General features: G+C 44.5%; 16 protein-coding genes and 1 riboswitch. Of the genes, 14 read left to right on the plus strand and 2 right to left on the minus strand.

Annotated features, from left to right (window positions below; all coding sequences use genetic code 11):
• Positions 1–81: 81 nt before the first annotated feature.
• The 7 genes from AB2J24_RS03815 to AB2J24_RS03845 all read left to right on the plus strand — a co-directional run bounded on the left by AB2J24_RS03815 (position 82) and on the right by AB2J24_RS03845 (position 8,790).
• On the plus strand, positions 82–501 hold the full coding sequence (locus AB2J24_RS03815) for a DUF2155 domain-containing protein (protein ID WP_367384482.1): 420 nt from the start codon (positions 82–84) through the stop codon (positions 499–501).
• A gap of 139 nt (positions 502–640) precedes the next feature.
• On the plus strand, positions 641–1,654 hold the full coding sequence (locus AB2J24_RS03820; protein WP_367384483.1) for a TAXI family TRAP transporter solute-binding subunit: 1,014 nt from the start codon (positions 641–643) through the stop codon (positions 1,652–1,654).
• Positions 1,655–1,736: 82 nt separating this feature from the next.
• Complete coding sequence (locus AB2J24_RS03825) at positions 1,737–3,779, plus strand: TRAP transporter permease (RefSeq protein WP_367384484.1); 2,043 nt, start codon at positions 1,737–1,739, stop codon at positions 3,777–3,779.
• Between the two features lie 83 nt (positions 3,780–3,862).
• A riboswitch (glycine riboswitch) is annotated at positions 3,863–3,952 on the plus strand.
• 141 nt (positions 3,953–4,093) lie between these two features.
• Positions 4,094–5,215 (plus strand): glycine cleavage system aminomethyltransferase GcvT, encoded by a 1,122-nt coding sequence (gene gcvT, locus AB2J24_RS03830; protein WP_367384485.1) that lies wholly within the window; start codon positions 4,094–4,096, stop codon positions 5,213–5,215.
• Positions 5,216–5,227: 12 nt separating this feature from the next.
• The gene (gene gcvH, locus AB2J24_RS03835; protein WP_197742849.1) at positions 5,228–5,593 is read left to right on the plus strand and encodes a glycine cleavage system protein GcvH; all 366 of its coding nucleotides are present in this window, start codon (positions 5,228–5,230) and stop codon (positions 5,591–5,593) included.
• Between the two features lie 12 nt (positions 5,594–5,605).
• Complete coding sequence (gene gcvP, locus AB2J24_RS03840) at positions 5,606–8,446, plus strand: aminomethyl-transferring glycine dehydrogenase (protein ID WP_367384486.1); 2,841 nt, start codon at positions 5,606–5,608, stop codon at positions 8,444–8,446.
• A complete protein-coding gene (locus tag AB2J24_RS03845; protein ID WP_367384487.1) occupies positions 8,443–8,790 on the plus strand; it encodes an antibiotic biosynthesis monooxygenase family protein in 348 nt (115 codons plus the stop codon). The genes gcvP and AB2J24_RS03845 overlap by 4 nt, the downstream gene beginning before the upstream one ends.
• Positions 8,791–8,852: 62 nt before the next feature.
• Here the strand turns inward: AB2J24_RS03845 and AB2J24_RS03850 are convergent, their stop codons facing one another.
• Both AB2J24_RS03850 and AB2J24_RS03855 read right to left on the minus strand, forming a co-directional pair.
• Positions 8,853–9,272, minus strand: coding sequence for a hypothetical protein (locus AB2J24_RS03850; protein WP_367384488.1), 420 nt, complete (start codon positions 9,270–9,272; stop codon positions 8,853–8,855).
• Between the two features lie 109 nt (positions 9,273–9,381).
• Entirely contained in the window at positions 9,382–9,840 is a 459-nt protein-coding gene (locus AB2J24_RS03855; RefSeq protein ID WP_367384489.1) for a hypothetical protein, read from the minus strand.
• A gap of 322 nt (positions 9,841–10,162) precedes the next feature.
• Between AB2J24_RS03855 and secE the strand changes: the two genes are divergently transcribed.
• From secE to rpoB, 7 genes are all read left to right on the plus strand, one after another.
• Positions 10,163–10,363, plus strand: a complete 201-nt coding sequence (gene secE, locus AB2J24_RS03860; protein WP_162652244.1) for a preprotein translocase subunit SecE — start codon at positions 10,163–10,165, stop codon at positions 10,361–10,363.
• Between the two features lie 18 nt (positions 10,364–10,381).
• Positions 10,382–10,912 (plus strand): transcription termination/antitermination protein NusG, encoded by a 531-nt coding sequence (gene nusG, locus AB2J24_RS03865; RefSeq protein WP_162652243.1) that lies wholly within the window; start codon positions 10,382–10,384, stop codon positions 10,910–10,912.
• A gap of 160 nt (positions 10,913–11,072) precedes the next feature.
• The gene (gene rplK / locus AB2J24_RS03870) at positions 11,073–11,501 is read left to right on the plus strand and encodes a 50S ribosomal protein L11 (protein WP_162652242.1); all 429 of its coding nucleotides are present in this window, start codon (positions 11,073–11,075) and stop codon (positions 11,499–11,501) included.
• 4 nt (positions 11,502–11,505) lie between these two features.
• The gene (rplA, locus tag AB2J24_RS03875) at positions 11,506–12,204 is read left to right on the plus strand and encodes a 50S ribosomal protein L1 (RefSeq protein WP_162652241.1); all 699 of its coding nucleotides are present in this window, start codon (positions 11,506–11,508) and stop codon (positions 12,202–12,204) included.
• A 341-nt stretch (positions 12,205–12,545) separates the two neighbouring features.
• Positions 12,546–13,067: a 50S ribosomal protein L10 gene (rplJ, locus tag AB2J24_RS03880; protein WP_162652240.1), complete on the plus strand. Its 522-nt coding sequence runs from the start codon at positions 12,546–12,548 to the stop codon at positions 13,065–13,067.
• Positions 13,068–13,130: 63 nt separating this feature from the next.
• Positions 13,131–13,505: a 50S ribosomal protein L7/L12 gene (rplL, locus tag AB2J24_RS03885; protein WP_162652239.1), complete on the plus strand. Its 375-nt coding sequence runs from the start codon at positions 13,131–13,133 to the stop codon at positions 13,503–13,505.
• Positions 13,506–13,741: 236 nt separating this feature from the next.
• On the plus strand, positions 13,742–17,887 hold the full coding sequence (rpoB, locus tag AB2J24_RS03890) for a DNA-directed RNA polymerase subunit beta (protein WP_367384490.1): 4,146 nt from the start codon (positions 13,742–13,744) through the stop codon (positions 17,885–17,887).
• Positions 17,888–17,902: the final 15 nt, after the last annotated feature.

A 17,902-nucleotide genomic window follows, 5' to 3' on the forward strand; every position in this document is an offset into this window, starting at 1 on the left:
GAACCTCTTATTTCAGTTTCATGATGTGGCCGCAATTAACTGGTTCAACGATGCGGAGCTAAATTTGTGCGGAATCGATTGATGAAACAGTTCTTAAATTTACAATTTGTATCTGCTTGTTTTGCAGTTTTTGTCGTAATATTTGGCGTCGCAGGTATCGCTAATGCAGAGCGAATTTCCAATCCTGTGGCAGTTTTTTCCGGTATTGATAAGATCACGGGTCGTATTACGACATTCGATGTTTATGTAGATGAGACAGTGCAGTTTGGTGCGTTGCAGGTGACACCACGTGTTTGTTATTCACGAGATGAAACAGAAGCACCAAAAACAACCACCTTTGTCGAAGTTGATGAAATTACATTGGATCGCAAGATAAGACGTATCTTTTCTGGTTGGATGTTTGCTGACTCCCCAGGTTTAAATGCTGTTGATCATGCTGTTTATGATGTCTGGCTTGAGGGTTGTAAGTTGGAATCAGATGTTCCTGCGCCGAAAAGCTAATAGAAGCCTACTTCATATATCTGGTTTTCTTAAGTAATAGCGCCAACTGTTTTTATTATAATATAGACAAATACCCTTTCGCATGTTCAAGTTAGTCAGTTGAACTTAATTTGACTATTTTGTAAATGCGGGAGAATACATGTCTATATTTGGAAAAACTCTAAGCGCCGCCGCTGTTGGTGCCGTCATGCTCGGATCGATGGTAACAGGGTCTGTTGCTCAAGAACTGAAGTTTTTTACGATTGGTACCGGTGGTACATCTTACACATACTATCCAGTTGGTGGCGTTATCGCCAATGCAATATCTAAGCCGCCAGGCTCGCGTGAGTGTGGTGAAGGTGGTAGCTGTGGTGTTGATGGTTTGATTGCTTCTGCAGTTTCTTCTCGCGGTTCTGTAGACAATGTGAACGCCATTATTTCTGGCCTCCGTAATTCTGGATTTGCGCAATCAGATGTGGCTTTCTGGGCCTATACAGGTACCGGAACTATGGAAGGTAAAGACCCTGCAACTGATTTGCGGACAATTGCTGCGCTTTTTGAAGAACATATCCACTTGGTGGTGTTGAAAGATAGCGGTATTAACTCGGTCGCTGACCTTAAAGGCAAGCGAGTGTCACTAGATGAGCCGGGTTCAGGTACATATGTTGATGCTAACCTGATCTTGGAATCAAATGGATTGTCTGCCTCTGATTTAACCGCCGAAGCTCTAAAAGGTGGTGCAGCTGCTGAGGCTCTACGTAACGGTAAAATTGATGCATTTTTTGTTGTCGCTGGCTATCCGGCTGGTGCGCTAGTTGAATTGGCATCCGCTGCCGAGATTAAGCTCGTTCCTATTGACGGAGCAGGCGCAGACGCATTGACCGAAAAATATGGCTTCTTCGCTTCTTCTGATATTCCAGAAGGCACTTATGAAGGTGTGGCTGGAACAACAACAGTTGCTGTTGGTGCACAGTGGTTCACATCTGCAAAAGAAGATGAAGAGCTTGTTTATAAAATTACGAAAGCTCTTTGGAACAAAGAGTCTCGTAAACTTCTTGATGTTGGTCATGCTAAAGGTAAAACAATTACCGCCGAGACTGCACTTAATGGTATAGGTGTCCCTCTTCATTCTGGCTCAGAACGTTTCTATAAAGAAATGGGCATAATGAAGTAATACGGAAAGTTTTACCCCGGGTAACATATGTGTTGTCCGGGGTAATTGTATCTATATGGGTAATTCGTAGTGGGGGATCTCTGTGTCATCAGAAAATAGTAGCGAGCTGACAGCAGAGAAACTTGCTGAAATTGAACGAAAATTTGACCCTGAAACTGCATTTCGCCCAATAGGGAAATTACTCACTCCATTAATCGCGACGATTCTTGTTGCGATGGCGATTTATCATTTATACGCTTCTGGTCCGGGCCTCATTCGTGAGTTATTACATAGAGCTATTCATTTATCCTTTGTTCTCGGTCTCGTTTTTCTACTCTTTCCAATTCGAAAAAATGTTGAAAATCAACTCGCTCCTCCGGCTTGGTTTCGCTTTGATGGCATAGCAGTACCTGATATCGTATTTGCGCTGATGGCTGTGGCTGCGGCGCTCTATTTACCGCTCTTACCGTCCGAGATCGTGGCTCAGAGAGTTGGTAATCCGTCCCAATTAGATGTCATGATGGGAACTATACTACTGTTATTAACACTTGAGGCAGCGCGGCGTTCTGTTGGGCCAACGCTTCCTATTATTGCATTGATATTTGTTGCATTCGCTCTTTTTGGGCCTTATGCACCAGGTGCTTTAAAGCATGGTGGAACGAGCTGGCTTGGCCTCATAAACCACCTTTATATGACCAATCAAGGTATCTATGGAATTGCCATTGGGGTCATGGCACAATATGTTTTCTTGTTCATTTTATTTGGCGTGCTGGCAACACGTATTGGCTTGGGGCAGTTGTTTATTGACCTTGCGATGGTCATCGCTGGCCGCTATTCAGGCGGACCAGCAAAGGTAGCGATTTTCTCATCAGCATTTATGGGAACAATCTCAGGCTCCTCCATCGCAAATACTGTGACAACAGGGGCATTAACGATTCCGGCTATGAAAAAGGTTGGATATCCCGGTCATTTCGCTGGGGCTGTGGAGGCAACTGCTTCCACAGGCGGGCAAATTACACCGCCAATACTGGGCGCCGCCGCGTTCATCATGGTTGAATATCTTGAAATACCCCTACGGGATGTGCTTGCAGCAGCGTTGTTTCCAGCGCTTCTGCATTATTTTGGTATTTTCATTATGGTGCACCTTGAGGCTAAAAAGCTTGGACTTAGGGGGCTTCGAGCAGAAGAACTTCCCAAAGTTGCGATTGTACTAAGACAACATTGGCTTTCTATCATACCGCTCGCGATTTTGGTTTATATGATCTTATCTGGTTATACACCTGACTTTGCCGCTGTCTTTGGAATTGCTGCATGTGTGGTTGTGGGTGTATTAAACCCAGTTAATAGCCTAACCTTGAGTGATTTGTGGAATGCGCTAGCAAGTGGCGCAAAGAATACCCTAGCAGTTGGTGCCGCTGCCGCAACTGTTGGCATCGTCGTTGGCGTTGTCACATTGACGGGCGTTGGTTTTAGGCTCGGATTTGTAGTCGTGCAGACAGCCAATGATATTGGAACAATAATTGGCTCAGTATGGCCTCTAAGCTACTTTACAGTAACTCAATGGGCGTTGTTTGTTTCTCTTGTTTTGATTGCGATTTCTTGCATTATCATGGGAGCAGGGATCCCAACAACCGCTACTTATATCATTTTGGTAGCCGTTGCAGCTCCAGCATTGGCACAGCTCCAAGTACAAAACTTGGTATCTCACTTCTTCGTATTCTATTATGGGGTTTTGGCTGATATAACACCGCCTGTTGCACTTGCCGCCTATGCCGCGGCAGGTATTGCCGGCTCAAATCCGTTCAAAACGGGCAACACAGCTTTCAGGCTAGGAATAGCCAAAGCTCTAGTACCGTTCGTATTTGTCTATTCTCCAGCGCTGCTGTTGGTCGCAGATGGTTTTACATGGGGTGAATTTATCGTCACGCTAGTAGGTGCTATGTTAGGGATATCATGCCTTGGGGTGGCTTTTGCGGGATTTTTGTTTGCACCGTTACGTATGGGATCAAGGTGGTATATCGCAATCGTTTCCTTTCTATTCATCGCTCCAGGCCTACAAACGATGGGAATTGGATTGCTGTTATTCTCACCTATTTTATGGGTGCAGTGGAAGCAGCGGGACTTGCCTAGAATAATAAATAGATAAATAATTTAGATGAAGAACCAAATTTTTATTGGGCAATAGAAAAAATACATTGAGTTTTTTGACAACATAACTTATTCATTCGTATATCGAAAACGGGAGACACTGGTATTTTATCAGGGCCGAAGGAGCAACTGCCTCGGAAACTCTCAGGCGAAATGGACCGTTTCGATATAGACTCTGGAGAGTGGCTTAACTGCCCGCCGAAGGGATAACGATCTCAGGCACCAAGACAGAGGAGGCATCTTAGCAAGGCGTAAGCCTTGATCTTTAAGGTGCTGATAATTTCAGCCAAATAGATAAATGAGGTGGCTGATATGTTAAAAACACCCTTGTATGATTTTCATGTAGCGCATGGTGCTAAAATGGTACCGTTTGCTGGTTATAATATGCCTGTTCAATATCCATTGGGTGTTATGGGTGAGCATACTCACACTCGGGAAAAGGCTGGTCTATTTGATGTCAGCCACATGGGGCAGGTTTTGTTGCGAGCCAAGTCTGGTGACAACAAAGATGCAGCATTAGCGCTCGAAACACTTGTTCCAATGGATATTTTGGGGCTTGGCGAAGAACGTCAGCGTTATGCGCTTTTCACAGCAGATGATGGCGGCATTCTTGATGATTTGATGGTCACAAATAGAGGCGATCATCTTTACCTCGTAATCAATGCGGCGCGAAAAGATCATGATATAGGACATTTGCAGTCTCATATTAGTGATCATTGCGAGATCGAAGTCATCGAAGACCGCGCACTTATTGCGCTACAGGGCCCGCTTGCCGAAACAGCATTAATTCGCATCTTTCCTCAAGTGGCGACCATGCGTTTTATGGACAACCGTAGTTTTATGACGAGCTTTGGTGAAGTTTGGATATCCAGATCAGGCTATACAGGCGAAGATGGATACGAAATTTCTATATCATCTGATCGCGCAGAAGAGTTTGCGGACAAGCTGACTGGAATGGATGAAGTTGAACCAATAGGTCTTGGCGCGCGTGATAGTTTGAGGCTTGAGGGTGGCTTGTGCCTTTATGGAAACGATATTGATGAGAGCACTTCACCAACTGAAGCGACCTTAAATTGGTCTATTCAGAAGGTTAGACGAGACGGTGGCGAAAGAGCAGGTGGCTTTTTGGGTGAAGCGGTAATTTTGCCACAGCTCGTAAATGGTACATCAAGAAAGCGAGTTGGAATTCTTCCAGAAGGGCGTGCGCCTATGCGTGGTGGCACATTACTATTTGCATCTGAAACAGGTGAAGAGCCGATTGGAAAAATTACATCTGGTGGTTTTGGACCAACTTTGGGTCAGCCTGTTTCTATGGGATATCTTCACTCGAGATATGCAATCATAGGTACGAAAATTTTTGCAGACGTCAGGGGTAAGCGTTTGCCTGCAAGTGTTGCCAGCCTGCCTTTTGTAAAAGCAAATTTTAAACGATAATTGAGGGATATTATTATGAAATATACTGAAGAACATGAATGGTTGAAGCCGGAAGGTGATGAGTTCATTGTTGGAATTACACAACATGCAGCAGATGCGCTTGGCGAATTAGTATTTGTTGAACTTCCAGATGTCGGCAATGAATATTCGAAAGGTGACGATGTCGTTGTGATTGAAAGCGTCAAAGCTGCGTCTGATATTCTTGCGCCACTTGATGGTGAAATCACTGCGGTTAACCAAACCGTTGCGGATAATCCGACTTTGGTGAATGAAGACCCGACGGCTGCGGCATGGTTCTTTAAAATGAAGTTAAAAGACCCATCTGAATATGATGGTTTGATGGATGAAGCTGCTTACAAAGCACATATTGGCGAATAAGCGAGACGAATAATGAGCTATAATTTGACGGACTACGACCCATTTGATTTTGCCAATCGGCGACATATTGGACCTTCACCGCAAGAAACAGAGGAAATGCTCCATGTCGTCGGGGTTAAATCCCTTGATGATTTAATTGATCAGACAGTTCCGAAGACTATCCGTCAAAAAACACCGCTTGAAAACCAGCCATTGTCGCAAAATGAGTTGCTCGATCATATGCGTAAGGTCAGCCGCATGAACAAGGTTGTGCCATCTCTTATCGGGCAGGGGTATTACGATACATTCACACCGCCGCCCATCCAGCGCAATATTTTTGAAAATCCAGCTTGGTATACAGCCTATACGCCTTACCAGCCGGAAATTTCACAAGGACGCCTTGAGGCGCTTTTGAATTTTCAAACAATGATTATTGATTTAACTGGGCTTGAAGTTGCCAATGCGTCTTTGCTTGATGAAGCAACTGCTTGTGCAGAAGCCATGGTTATGGCGCAACGTGTGGCAAAATCGAAATCAAAAATGTTCTTTATTGATGAGAATTGCCACCCACAAAACATCTCGGTGATGCGAACGCGTGCAGAGCCGCTAGATATTGAATTGGTAATCGGTGCACCCGATGCGCTAAATCCTGATGAAGTATACGGTGCTATCTTCCAGTATCCGGGTACCTATGGTCATGTAAGAGATTTTACCGATCAAATTTCTGCACTTCATGAAGCAAAGGCAATTGGGATTGTGACAGCAGATCCTTTGTCTTTGACATTACTTAAAGAGCCCGGCGCAATGGGCGCGGATATCGCGGTTGGTTCTACACAAAGATTTGGAATTCCTCTCGGCTTTGGTGGTCCGCATGCTGCGTATATGGCGACCAAAGATGCATTTAAACGTTCTATGCCAGGCCGTATTGTCGGTGTTTCAATCGATTCTCATGGCAACAAAGCTTATCGTTTGGCGTTGCAAACCCGCGAACAACACATCCGGCGCGAGAAGGCGACATCTAATGTTTGTACTGCTCAGGCATTGTTGGCCGTTATGGCATCAATGTACGGTGTGTTTTATGGTCCGGATGGACTAAAAGCTATTGCACAACGTATCCATCTTAAAGCCGCCAAGCTTGCCGCCGGTATTGAAAAACTCGGCTTTAAAATTGAACCGGAAACTTATTTTGACACAATTACGGTTGATGTTGGTAACCTTCAGAGTGTTGTCATCAAGTCCGCTGTGAATGAGGGTGTCAATCTTCGCGCTGTTGGTGATACCAAAATTGGCATGAGCGTTGATGAAATGACCAACGACAAAATTATTCACGCTGTTTGGACTGCGTTTGGTTTGAATGAGAAAGATTTTGTTGGTGATGCAGATTACTGTCTTCCAGATGGCATGGCTCGCCAAAGTGAATATATGACGCATTCTATATTCCACATGAACCGATCGGAAGCGGAAATGACGCGTTATATGCGTCGTTTGGCAGACCGCGATTTAGCGCTTGATCGTGCGATGATACCGCTCGGTTCGTGTACAATGAAGCTTAATGCTGCAGCGGAGATGATACCGGTCAGTTGGTCAGGTTTTGCAAATATTCATCCGTTTGCTCCGACAGATCAAACGCATGGTTATCAATTGATGATCAAGGATCTTTCTGACAAACTTTGTGAAATAACAGGTTATGATGCGATCTCTATGCAACCAAATTCCGGCGCGCAGGGCGAGTTTGCGGGGTTGTTATCTATTTCTTCCTATCATAATGCGAATGGCGAAGGACATCGAAATATTTGTCTTATTCCAACCTCAGCGCATGGTACAAACCCTGCATCTGCTCAAATGGTAGGTTATAAGGTTGTTGTCGTCGCAAGTTCTGAAAATGGCGATATCGATGTAGAGGATTTCCGCAAGAAAGCGGAACAACATGCTGATAACTTAGCTGCATGTATGATTACTTATCCATCGACCCATGGTGTGTTTGAGGAAACAGTTCGCGAGATTTGTGAAATCACGCATAAGTTTGGCGGTCAAGTCTATCTTGATGGCGCAAATTTGAACGCTATGGTTGGCGTGGCTCAACCAGGCGACATTGGTTCTGATGTATCGCACCTTAATTTGCATAAAACATTTTGCATTCCACATGGCGGCGGTGGGCCGGGAATGGGACCAATTGGTGTAAAAAAACACCTTATCCCTCATTTGCCTGGTCATAATGAACTTGGGACAGAAGGTGCGGTATCTGCGGCTCCTTACGGGTCGGCCAGTTTGCTTCCTATTTCTTGGGCTTATTGTCTGATGATGGGTGGTGAGGGGCTTACACGTGCCACACAATTTGCGATATTGAATGCAAATTATATTGCGAAACGTCTGGGCGATGCGTATCCGGTTTTGTACCGAGGGCCAAATGGCCGCGTAGCACACGAGTGCATTATTGATACAAGGCCTCTGGCAGAGTTCGGTGTGAGCGTTGATGATGTTGCAAAACGACTCATCGACAGTGGTTTTCATGCGCCGACCATGTCATTTCCTGTTGCTGGTACTTTGATGATCGAGCCAACGGAATCTGAGCCTAAGGCTGAGTTGGATAGGTTCTGTGATGCAATGCTTGCTATCCGTCAGGAAGCGCAGGATGTAGCGGACGGTAAGTACCCGGCAGACAATAATCCACTAAGTAATGCGCCACACACGATGCGTGATTTGGTGGGCGAATGGGATCGTCCATATTCAAGAGAGCAGGGGTGTTTCCCTCCGGGATCATTCTCAGTTGATAAATATTGGTCGCCGGTAAATCGCGTCGATAATGCCTATGGCGATCGCAATTTGATTTGCTCCTGCCCTCCAATGGAAGATTATTTGGATGCTGCAGAATGATTGGTGTGATTTTTGAGGTTCTGCCGCATGAGCGACATAAGCAGGAATATCTCGATATTGCTGCTTCATTGCGCCCTGAGCTTGAAAAGATCAAAGGCTTCATCTCAATTGAGCGCTTTCAGAGCTTGAGTGACCCTAACAAAATACTGTCTTTGTCGTTTTATGAAAATGAAGCAGCATTGGATGAGTGGCGAAATCTACACTCTCACCGCAGTGCCCAAAGCAAAGGGCGAGGCGAACTATTTGACGATTATCGAATTCGCATTATCAGCGTAGTGCGTGATTATGGCATGTTTGAACGTGAAGAAGCCCCGAAAGATAGTCGGGACCTGCATGATAATTAAGCGTATCACCTAACTGCCGCGATAAGCATTAGAAATATTATTGGATGCGGTTCCTAGCCACTTTAGTTTAGCTGGTAGCTATGAGTGGTCCCGTTGCCCTTTTTGCGTGTTAGAATTAGCGTCTTTCCATTAAGAGCAATTTGCTGGCATTCATCTGGAAGTGATAAAAGTCCAATACGGGCACTTCGGCACCAGTATTTTCCATTCCAATCCCATCTTCCTTTAATGTTTATACCTTTGAATTTGCCTCTAATTTGGCCATTTGGTTGTGCAATCATCCAGGTGTTGAGTTTTGCATCTGTGATTTTCTTGCCGGCAACTTTCTGGATGAACTCCGCTTTGCTTTCGACAACATCCCTGGCCTGAACGTTTCCTGACGATGTATTCAGAATTGCGAAGACAAAAATCAAAAATCCAACTTTATGCATTATTATTTTATGTTTCATGTATAATGTTACGTCACGGTCGACATTTTGGATCACTAAAGTTCTCCCAATGGCCATACACAATTGGGATGGCGAAATATTCAGCGTAGTCAGTCGTTAAGGAGTTGACTAATTCAAACTCCTACAGACTTGTTGTTCTGGAATTCTATTTTTTCTTTGGTTTCTTATGCCAAAGTGCGCAATGGACCCTAAGACCGGAACCACGAACGTAGCTATCACGGCTGACCATTTTGAAGCCTTTGCGTTTATATTTTATTTCAAATTGCTTCATGGCCGTGTGCCAAGCTGCCGCCCAATAGATTGGTTTCTTCTTGTCTTGGAATCGGTAATCTACTTTTACTAATAAGTTTTTACGAAAATCACCTCGGTTGTTCTTTCCGTTTTTGCATTGAATTTTGGTTGGGACAATTCCATAACGATCTCTTGATTTTCCCAGACGAATGGCCTCATAACCGGTTACCCATCCCGTTGTGCCTGTTTTGGCCGCTGCTATGGCATTTACTTGGATTATTGGTGATATTAAAATCGCAAATCCAATTAAAGTTGTTAGTAGTTTTGATGCAGGCATAATTATAGAATCCCAAATAATTTGATTGAGTGTCAATCAAACAACCCACAATTTAAATGCAAGTGTAATTTCTAGTATTTGAACATGTTTTGATGTTTTATGCGATTCGAGTCCCTAACTTTCGTCACATATCTCAATGTAATTTTTCGAACATTTGGTCTTGAAGTTCGTTAAACAAGTCCATACTTACCATCTAATGATTTAAGCGAATGAAGTTACGTCAGAAAATGCGTATTTTTAGTCGATTATTTTGATAAAGCCCTTGAGGTTTTCTAAAACGATCTATAAGTAGTGTCTGATGACTTACGCGGCGCGTTCGGCACTTATGCTGACCGTGCCGTAAAGATATGGGTGAATAATGGCTTCAAAATCTAATCCATTCACGTTCCTGCAAGAGGTTCGTTCCGAAACGGCCAAGGTCGTTTGGCCGACGCGTCGAGAGACTGTGATCTCGACCATTATGGTTCTTGTGATGGTGTTTCTTGCTGCAATATTCTTTTTTGCAGCAGATCAAATTTTGAGCGTTGTTATTTCGTTCATTCTTAATTTCGGTTCTTAAACGAGGCTCGTAGAAAATATGGCTGTACGCTGGTACATCGTTCATGCTTACTCAAATTTTGAGAAGAAGGTCGCTGAATCGATTCAGGAACAAGCGCGTCAAAAAGGTTTAGATCACCATTTTGAACAGATCTTGGTCCCTGTTGAAAAAACTGTTGAGGTTCGCAGAGGTCGTAAGGTCGATGCCGAGCGCAAGTTTTTCCCTGGTTATGTGATGGTTCAGGCTAATTTGACTGATGCGGTTCATAACCTAATCAAGAATACGCCTAAAGTGACCGGATTTTTGGGTGGTGATGGTAAGCCGTTACCTATTCCCGATAGGGAAGCAGAAGAAATTCTGACGCAAATTCAAGAGGGTGTGGAGCGTCCGAAGCCTTCAGTAATGTTCGATATCGGTGAGCAAGTTCAGGTTTCTGATGGTCCTTTCGCTTCATTTAACGGGGTCGTTCAAGAAGTTGATGAAGAGCGTGCGAGGCTTAAGGTTGAAGTTTCGATCTTTGGGCGTGCAACGCCTGTCGAACTTGAATATGCACAAGTAGAAAAAGTTTAAGCGCCGTTACGGTGCTTTTTCGCGTGGGAGGCGTCTTGATCTAGCCGATCTTTGATACTGTACCACGCAACCGCAGCCGCTGATCAAATGGTCAGCAAATTATCCTTCGGGATTTTACTCATGCATTATGTATGGGGAATAAATAAAAGGCAGAGCTATTATGGCTAAAAAAATTGCTGGAGTGTTGAAGTTGCAGGTTCCTGCTGGTTCGGCAAATCCGTCACCTCCAATTGGTCCTGCGCTGGGTCAACGAGGCATTAATATTATGGAATTCTGTAAGGCATTTAATGCTGCAACAGGTGAAATGGAAAAAGGTGCGCCAATTCCTTGCGCAATTACCTATTACCAAGATAAGTCTTTCACTTTCAAAATGAAGCAGCCTCCTATGAGCTACTTGATCAAGAAAGCTGCAAACTTGAAATCTGGGTCAAAAGAGCCTGGTAAATCTATCATTACTAGTCTTACAAAAGATCAAGTGCGTGATATTGCCGAAGCTAAGATGAAAGATCTTAATGCTGCTGACATCGAAGGTGCGATGTTGATGGTTGAAGGTTCAGCCCGCTCAATGGGTATTGAGGTCAAAGGATAATATCATGGCAAAATTAGGTAAAAGAACAAAAAAGAATATCGAAGGCCTTAATAATGAAGAGCTTCATGCGTTGGAAGCTGCCATTTCTAAGGTCAAAGAGCGTGCTAATGCAAAGTTTGATGAAACAATTGAAGTTGCAATGAATTTGGGTGTTGATCCACGCCATGCCGACCAAATGGTTCGCGGTGTTGTGAACCTGCCATCAGGTACAGGCCGCTCTGTTCGCGTAGCAGTATTTGCTCGTGACGCGAAGGCTGATGAAGCTAAAGCAGCTGGTGCTGATGTCGTTGGTGCTGAAGAACTTGTTGCAGAAGTGCAAAAAGGTAATATCGATTTTGATCGTTGTATTGCTACGCCAGACATGATGCCACTTGTTGGTCGTTTGGGTAAGGTACTAGGTCCGCGTGGCATGATGCCAAACCCTAAAGTTGGTACGGTGACGATGGATGTTAAGGCAGCTGTTGATGCTTCTAAAGGCGGAGCTGTTGAGTTTCGCGTTGAAAAAGCTGGCATCGTGCATGCAGGCGTTGGTAAAGCTTCATTTGATGAGAGTGCAATTCTTGCAAATGTAAAAGCATTTATCGATGCAGTTATTAAAGCTAAGCCATCTGGCTCAAAGGGTGTTTACTTGAAGCGGATTTCTATCTCTTCAACAATGGGGCCTGGCTTTAAGATCGATACAGCTGGCGTTGCTGGTGAGTAATAAATTGATTGTCAGTCATAATAGATTGATATAGAAGAATTTTTGGCCGTTTATTAAGTGGCCAAAATTATCTCAGGAAACTGAGATACCCTGTCCGAGATTGTAGGCGATCTTCTTTGGAGATCTTAATATCCGCCCGCATGAGATAGGTCGAGCAAATTAAAACAAGTTGTTTTGTTTGGTTCGAACCTTGCGAATGCCTTCACCTTTCACAAGCATTGCTTGTTACGGGTAAGGGGACAGGATCCTCAACGTCGTTTGTGGGATCAGTTTGGTCTCATAGAAGGCAAATGCAAACCGACATGTTTGATTTTTCAAATGTGTTAACTGGAGAAACGTAAGTGGAAAAAGCTGAGAAAAGCGAATTCGTTACAGAATTGAACGGCGTGTTTAAAGAAGCCGGTTCAGTTGTTGTAGCCCACTATGCCGGTCTTACAGTGGCGCAAATGAGTGAACTTCGCTCAAAAATGCGTGTTGCTGGCGGTACCGTCAAAGTCGCGAAAAACAGCCTTGCCAAAATTGCTCTTCAGGGTACGGAGTCAGAGGGTATGTCACAATACCTTACTGGTATGACAGTCTTAGCTTATAGCGAAGATCCTGTTGTTGCTCCGAAGGTTGCTGTTGAGTTTTCTAAGGCTAACGACAAACTTGTTATCCTTGGTGGCGCAATGGGAGCCACAGTACTAGACGAAAATGGTGTCAAGTCGCTTGCGACAATGCCATCTCTTGATGAACTACGTGCGAAACTTGTTGGTATGATTTCTACGCCAGCTACGCGTATCGCTACAATCGTCAATAAACCTGGCACGCAAGTTGCTCAGGTTCTTAGTGCTTACTCTACGAAGGATGATGCGGCTGCATAGGCAGTTATCGTGATCGTTTAAAATTATTAAAACCGGTTCGAACCGAATTAAAGGATGAATAAAATGGCTGATCTTGCCAAACTAGTTGAAGAACTATCTAAACTAACAGTTTTGGAAGCTGCTGAGCTTTCTAAAATGCTTGAAGAAGAGTGGGGCGTTTCTGCTGCTGCTCCTGTAGCTGTTGCTGCTGTTGCTGCTGGCGATGCTGGTGGTTCTGCTGAAGAGCAAACAGAATTTGACGTTGTTCTTACAGAAGCTGGCTCAAACAAAATTGCTGTTATTAAAGAAGTGCGTGGACTTACAGGTCTTGGCCTTAAAGAAGCTAAAGAGCTTGTTGAAAGTGCACCTAAAGCAGTTAAAGAACAGATTTCTAAAGGTGAAGCTGAAGAAATCAAGAAGAAACTTGAAGAAGCTGGCGCTAAAGCTGAGCTTAAGTAAGTTAAGTATTTTGAGTGGAGGCGACGCAAATCGCCTTCGCTTATTCTGCGAGTGAAACTATTACCCAAGTAGCATTTTTTGCTGCTTGGGTAATGGGTTCTCTAAGGTAGGCCGGGACAGCTTAGTTTAAGCATCCAGATTGGTCACCAGCGTGTGGAATTCTCATAGTGCGGCATCGCTTGGCCAGCGATTATCCGCCACATGCAGGCTAGACAAACATGCAAAAAGGAGCGGCGATGGCTGAGAAGCTTTCCTTCAATGGTCGCAGACGCGTTCGTAAATTTTTTGGTAAAATTCCAGAAGTAATTGATATGCCGAACCTCATCGAGGTTCAGATGTCATCTTATGATCAATTCTTAATGGTTGAAGAACCTGAGGGTGGTCGTGGCGATGAGGGTCTACAGTCCGTATTTAAGTCTGTTTTCCCGATTTCAGACTTTTCCGGTGCTGCCACAATGGAATTCGTATCCTACGAATTTGAGCCACCTAAATTTGATACAGAAGAGTGCCGTCAGCGCGATTTGACATATTCAGCGCCGCTGAAAGTCACATTACGTCTGATCGTTTTTGATATTGATGAGGATACAGGTGCCAAGTCTGTTAAAGATATCAAAGAGCAAAACGTTTATATGGGCGACATGCCTTTGATGACGCCAAACGGTACATTTATCGTTAATGGTACTGAGCGTGTTATTGTTTCTCAAATGCACCGTTCACCTGGTGTGTTCTTTGATCATGATAAAGGCAAAAGCCATTCATCTGGTAAGTTGCTTTTCGCTGCTCGTGTTATTCCTTACCGTGGTTCATGGTTGGATATCGAGTTTGATGCGAAAGATATCGTTCACGCTCGTATTGATCGTCGTCGTAAAATTCCAGTGACATCATTGTTGATGGCTCTTGGTCTCGATCCTGAAGAGATCTTGGAATTCTTCTATACAAAATCTACTTTTGAGTTTGATGGCGAAAACTGGCGTATTCCGTTCAATGCGGATACGTTAAAGGGCACTAAGGCCTCTGCTGACATGATTGATGCAGATAGTGGTGAAGTTGTTGTTGAACTTGGTAAGAAAATAACACCGCGTTTGATCAAGCAACTCGCTGAAAAGAACGTTAAAGCTATTCGAGCAACTGAAGAAGACCTCTTTGGCAATTATGTAGCTGAAGATATTGTCAATATGGAAACGGGTGAGATTTATCTTGAGGCCGGTGATGAGCTTGATGATAAAACGCTTCCAATGTTGGTAGAAGCTGGTTTTAAAGAACTTCCGATTCTGGATATTGATCACATCAATATTGGTTCTTACATCCGCAACACATTATCAGTCGATAAAAATTCAAGCCGTCAAGATGCGTTGTTTGATATTTATCGTGTGATGCGTCCAGGTGAGCCGCCGACCATGGATTCTGCTGAAGCAATGTTTAAATCATTGTTCTTCGATTCAGAACGCTACGATCTTTCTGCCGTTGGTCGCGTGAAAATGAACATGCGTCTTGATCTTGATGCGGAAGACACGGTTCGTGTTCTTCGTAAAGAAGACATCATGGCGGTTGTTAAAACGCTTGTAGAATTGCGTGATGGCAAAGGCGAAATTGACGATATTGACAACTTGGGTAACCGTCGTGTTCGTTCAGTTGGCGAGCTTATGGAGAACCAATATCGCATTGGTCTTCTTCGCATGGAACGTGCTATTAAAGAGCGTATGTCATCTATTGAGATCGACACAGTTATGCCGCAGGATTTGATTAATGCAAAACCTGCTGCTGCCGCTGTTCGTGAATTCTTCGGTTCATCGCAATTGTCACAGTTTATGGACCAAGTGAATCCATTGTCAGAGATTACGCATAAGCGTCGTCTTTCTGCATTGGGGCCAGGTGGTCTAACACGTGAGCGTGCTGGCTTTGAAGTACGTGACGTTCATCCAACTCACTATGGTCGTATCTGCCCAATTGAGACCCCTGAAGGTCCAAATATTGGTTTGATCAATTCATTGGCGACATTTGCTCGTGTGAATAAATATGGTTTCATTGAGAGCCCATATCGTAAAGTTGTTGATGGTCGTGTGACTGAAGATGTTGTCTATCTGTCAGCTATGGAAGAAGCAAAATATCGCGTTGGACAGGCTAATGCTGAAGTTTCAGCTGACGGCGTTATCGTCAATGATTTCGTTATCTGTCGTCATTCTGGCGATGTGATGATGGTTCCGCGTGAAAATGTTGACCTCATGGATGTTTCGCCGAAGCAGCTGGTATCAGTTGCTGCGGCATTGATCCCGTTCCTTGAGAACGATGATGCGAACCGTGCATTGATGGGTTCAAACATGCAGCGTCAGGCTGTTCCGCTATTGCGCGCTGAAGCGCCATTTGTTGGTACGGGTATGGAACCAATTGTGGCCTCAGACTCCGGTGCTGCGATTGGTGCAAAACGTGGCGGTGTAGTTGATCAGGTTGATGCAACACGTATCGTTATTCGTGCTACGGAAGATCTTGATGTAACCAAATCTGGTGTTGATATTTACCGTTTGCAGAAATATCAGCGCTCCAACCAAAACACTTGTATCAATCAACGTCCGCTAGTGACTGTTGGAGATGTGGTCAATAAAGGCGATATTCTTGCCGATGGTCCATCAACTGATCTTGGTGACTTGGCTCTTGGTCGTAATGCGCTTGTCGCGTTTATGCCTTGGAACGGTTATAACTTTGAGGATTCAATCCTTCTATCAGAACGTATTGTTCGTGATGATGTCTTTACCTCTATTCACATTGATGAATATGAAGTGATGGCGCGTGATACGAAACTCGGTCCTGAGGAAATCACGCGTGATATTCCTAACGTTTCTGAAGAGGCTCTTAAGAACCTCGACGAGGCAGGTATTGTTTATATCGGTGCTGAAGTTAAACCTGGCGATATTCTTGTTGGTAAGATTACACCTAAAGGCGAAAGCCCTATGACACCTGAAGAGAAGCTTTTGCGAGCGATCTTTGGTGAGAAGGCTTCTGATGTACGTGATACATCAATGCGTATGCCTCCTGGTGGTGTTGGTACTATCGTGGAAGTTCGAGTTTTCAATCGCCATGGCGTTGAAAAAGATGAGCGTGCAATGGCTATTGAGCGCGAAGAAATCGAACGTCTAGCTAAAGACCGTGATGATGAGCAGGCCATTTTGGACCGTAATATCTATGCACGTTTGTCTGATATGCTTAAGGGCACGCCAGCAATTGCAGGCCCTAAAGGCTTCAAAAAGGGTACTGAGATTACGGATGAGCTTTTAGCTGATTATCCGCGTTCACAATGGTTCCTCTTTGCGGTTGAAGACGAGAAGAAACAAGAAAAGGTCGAAGCTCTTCGTACACAGTATGATGAGTCAAAATCTCGCCTTGAAGCTCTCTTCATGGATAAGGTCGAAAAAGTTCAACGTGGCGATGAAATGCTTCCGGGCGTGATGAAAATGGTTAAAGTTTTCGTTGCTGTGAAGCGTAAAATTCAGCCAGGTGATAAAATGGCTGGTCGTCATGGTAACAAGGGTGTGGTTTCACGCATCTTGCCAAACGAAGATATGCCATTCCTGGAAGATGGTGAACATGTGGACGTGGTGCTAAACCCATTGGGTGTGCCGTCACGTATGAATGTTGGTCAGATTCTTGAAACACACCTTGGTTGGGCTTGTGCTGGTATGGGTAAGAAAATCGGCGATATGCTGGATGCTTACCGTGCGGAAGGCAATATCGAGCCACTGCGTGTAACACTTGATAGTGTTATGGGCGAGGGACCTAAGGGTGACTCAATGGACAATTATGACGATGAGTCAGTTGTTCGTTTGGCTGAGCAAACACGCCGCGGCGTTTCAATTGCAACACCAGTTTTTGATGGTGCTGTTGAAAAAGACGTCAACGAAATGCTTGTTAAGGCTGGATTGCACGAAAGTGGTCAATCACAGCTCTATGATGGGCGTACTGGTGAAATGTTCGATCGTCCTGTGACCGTTGGTTACATTTATATGCTTAAATTGAACCACTTGGTGGACGACAAGATCCACGCACGTTCAATTGGGCCGTACTCACTTGTCACCCAGCAGCCACTTGGCGGTAAAGCCCAGTTTGGTGGTCAGCGCTTTGGTGAGATGGAAGTGTGGGCACTTGAAGCATATGGTGCAGCGTACACATTGCAGGAAATGCTCACGGTTAAATCCGATGACGTTGCCGGTCGTACGAAGGTTTATGAAGCCATTGTTCGAGGTGATGATACTTTCGAAGCTGGTATCCCAGAGAGTTTCAATGTTCTGGTTAAAGAGATGCGTTCTCTAGGCCTGAATGTCGAACTTGAAGATACTCGTGTCGAAGAGATCGAAGACGGTGCGGACGAGCCAGCAGAGCCTGCTGAATAGTCTGAGAAGTTTAGG

The organism is Lentilitoribacter sp. EG35 (genome assembly GCF_040784015.1).
Taxonomy (GTDB): Bacteria; Pseudomonadota; Alphaproteobacteria; order Rhizobiales; family Rhizobiaceae; genus Lentilitoribacter.

Bases quoted from the DNA above. Each gene is read 5' to 3' on its own strand.
- AB2J24_RS03815 (WP_367384482.1), top strand. From the start codon at position 82: ATGAAACAGTTCTTAAATTTACAATTTGTATCTGCTTGTTTTGCAGTT.
- AB2J24_RS03820 (WP_367384483.1), top strand. From the start codon at position 641: ATGTCTATATTTGGAAAAACTCTAAGCGCCGCCGCTGTTGGTGCCGTC.
- gcvT (WP_367384485.1), top strand. From the start codon at position 4,094: ATGTTAAAAACACCCTTGTATGATTTTCATGTAGCGCATGGTGCTAAA.
- gcvP (WP_367384486.1), top strand. From the start codon at position 5,606: ATGAGCTATAATTTGACGGACTACGACCCATTTGATTTTGCCAATCGG.
- AB2J24_RS03845 (WP_367384487.1), top strand. From the start codon at position 8,443: ATGATTGGTGTGATTTTTGAGGTTCTGCCGCATGAGCGACATAAGCAG.
- secE (WP_162652244.1), top strand. From the start codon at position 10,163: ATGGCTTCAAAATCTAATCCATTCACGTTCCTGCAAGAGGTTCGTTCC.
- nusG (WP_162652243.1), top strand. From the start codon at position 10,382: ATGGCTGTACGCTGGTACATCGTTCATGCTTACTCAAATTTTGAGAAG.
- rplK (WP_162652242.1), top strand. From the start codon at position 11,073: ATGGCTAAAAAAATTGCTGGAGTGTTGAAGTTGCAGGTTCCTGCTGGT.
- rplA (WP_162652241.1), top strand. From the start codon at position 11,506: ATGGCAAAATTAGGTAAAAGAACAAAAAAGAATATCGAAGGCCTTAAT.
- rplL (WP_162652239.1), top strand. From the start codon at position 13,131: ATGGCTGATCTTGCCAAACTAGTTGAAGAACTATCTAAACTAACAGTT.
- rpoB (WP_367384490.1), top strand. From the start codon at position 13,742: ATGGCTGAGAAGCTTTCCTTCAATGGTCGCAGACGCGTTCGTAAATTT.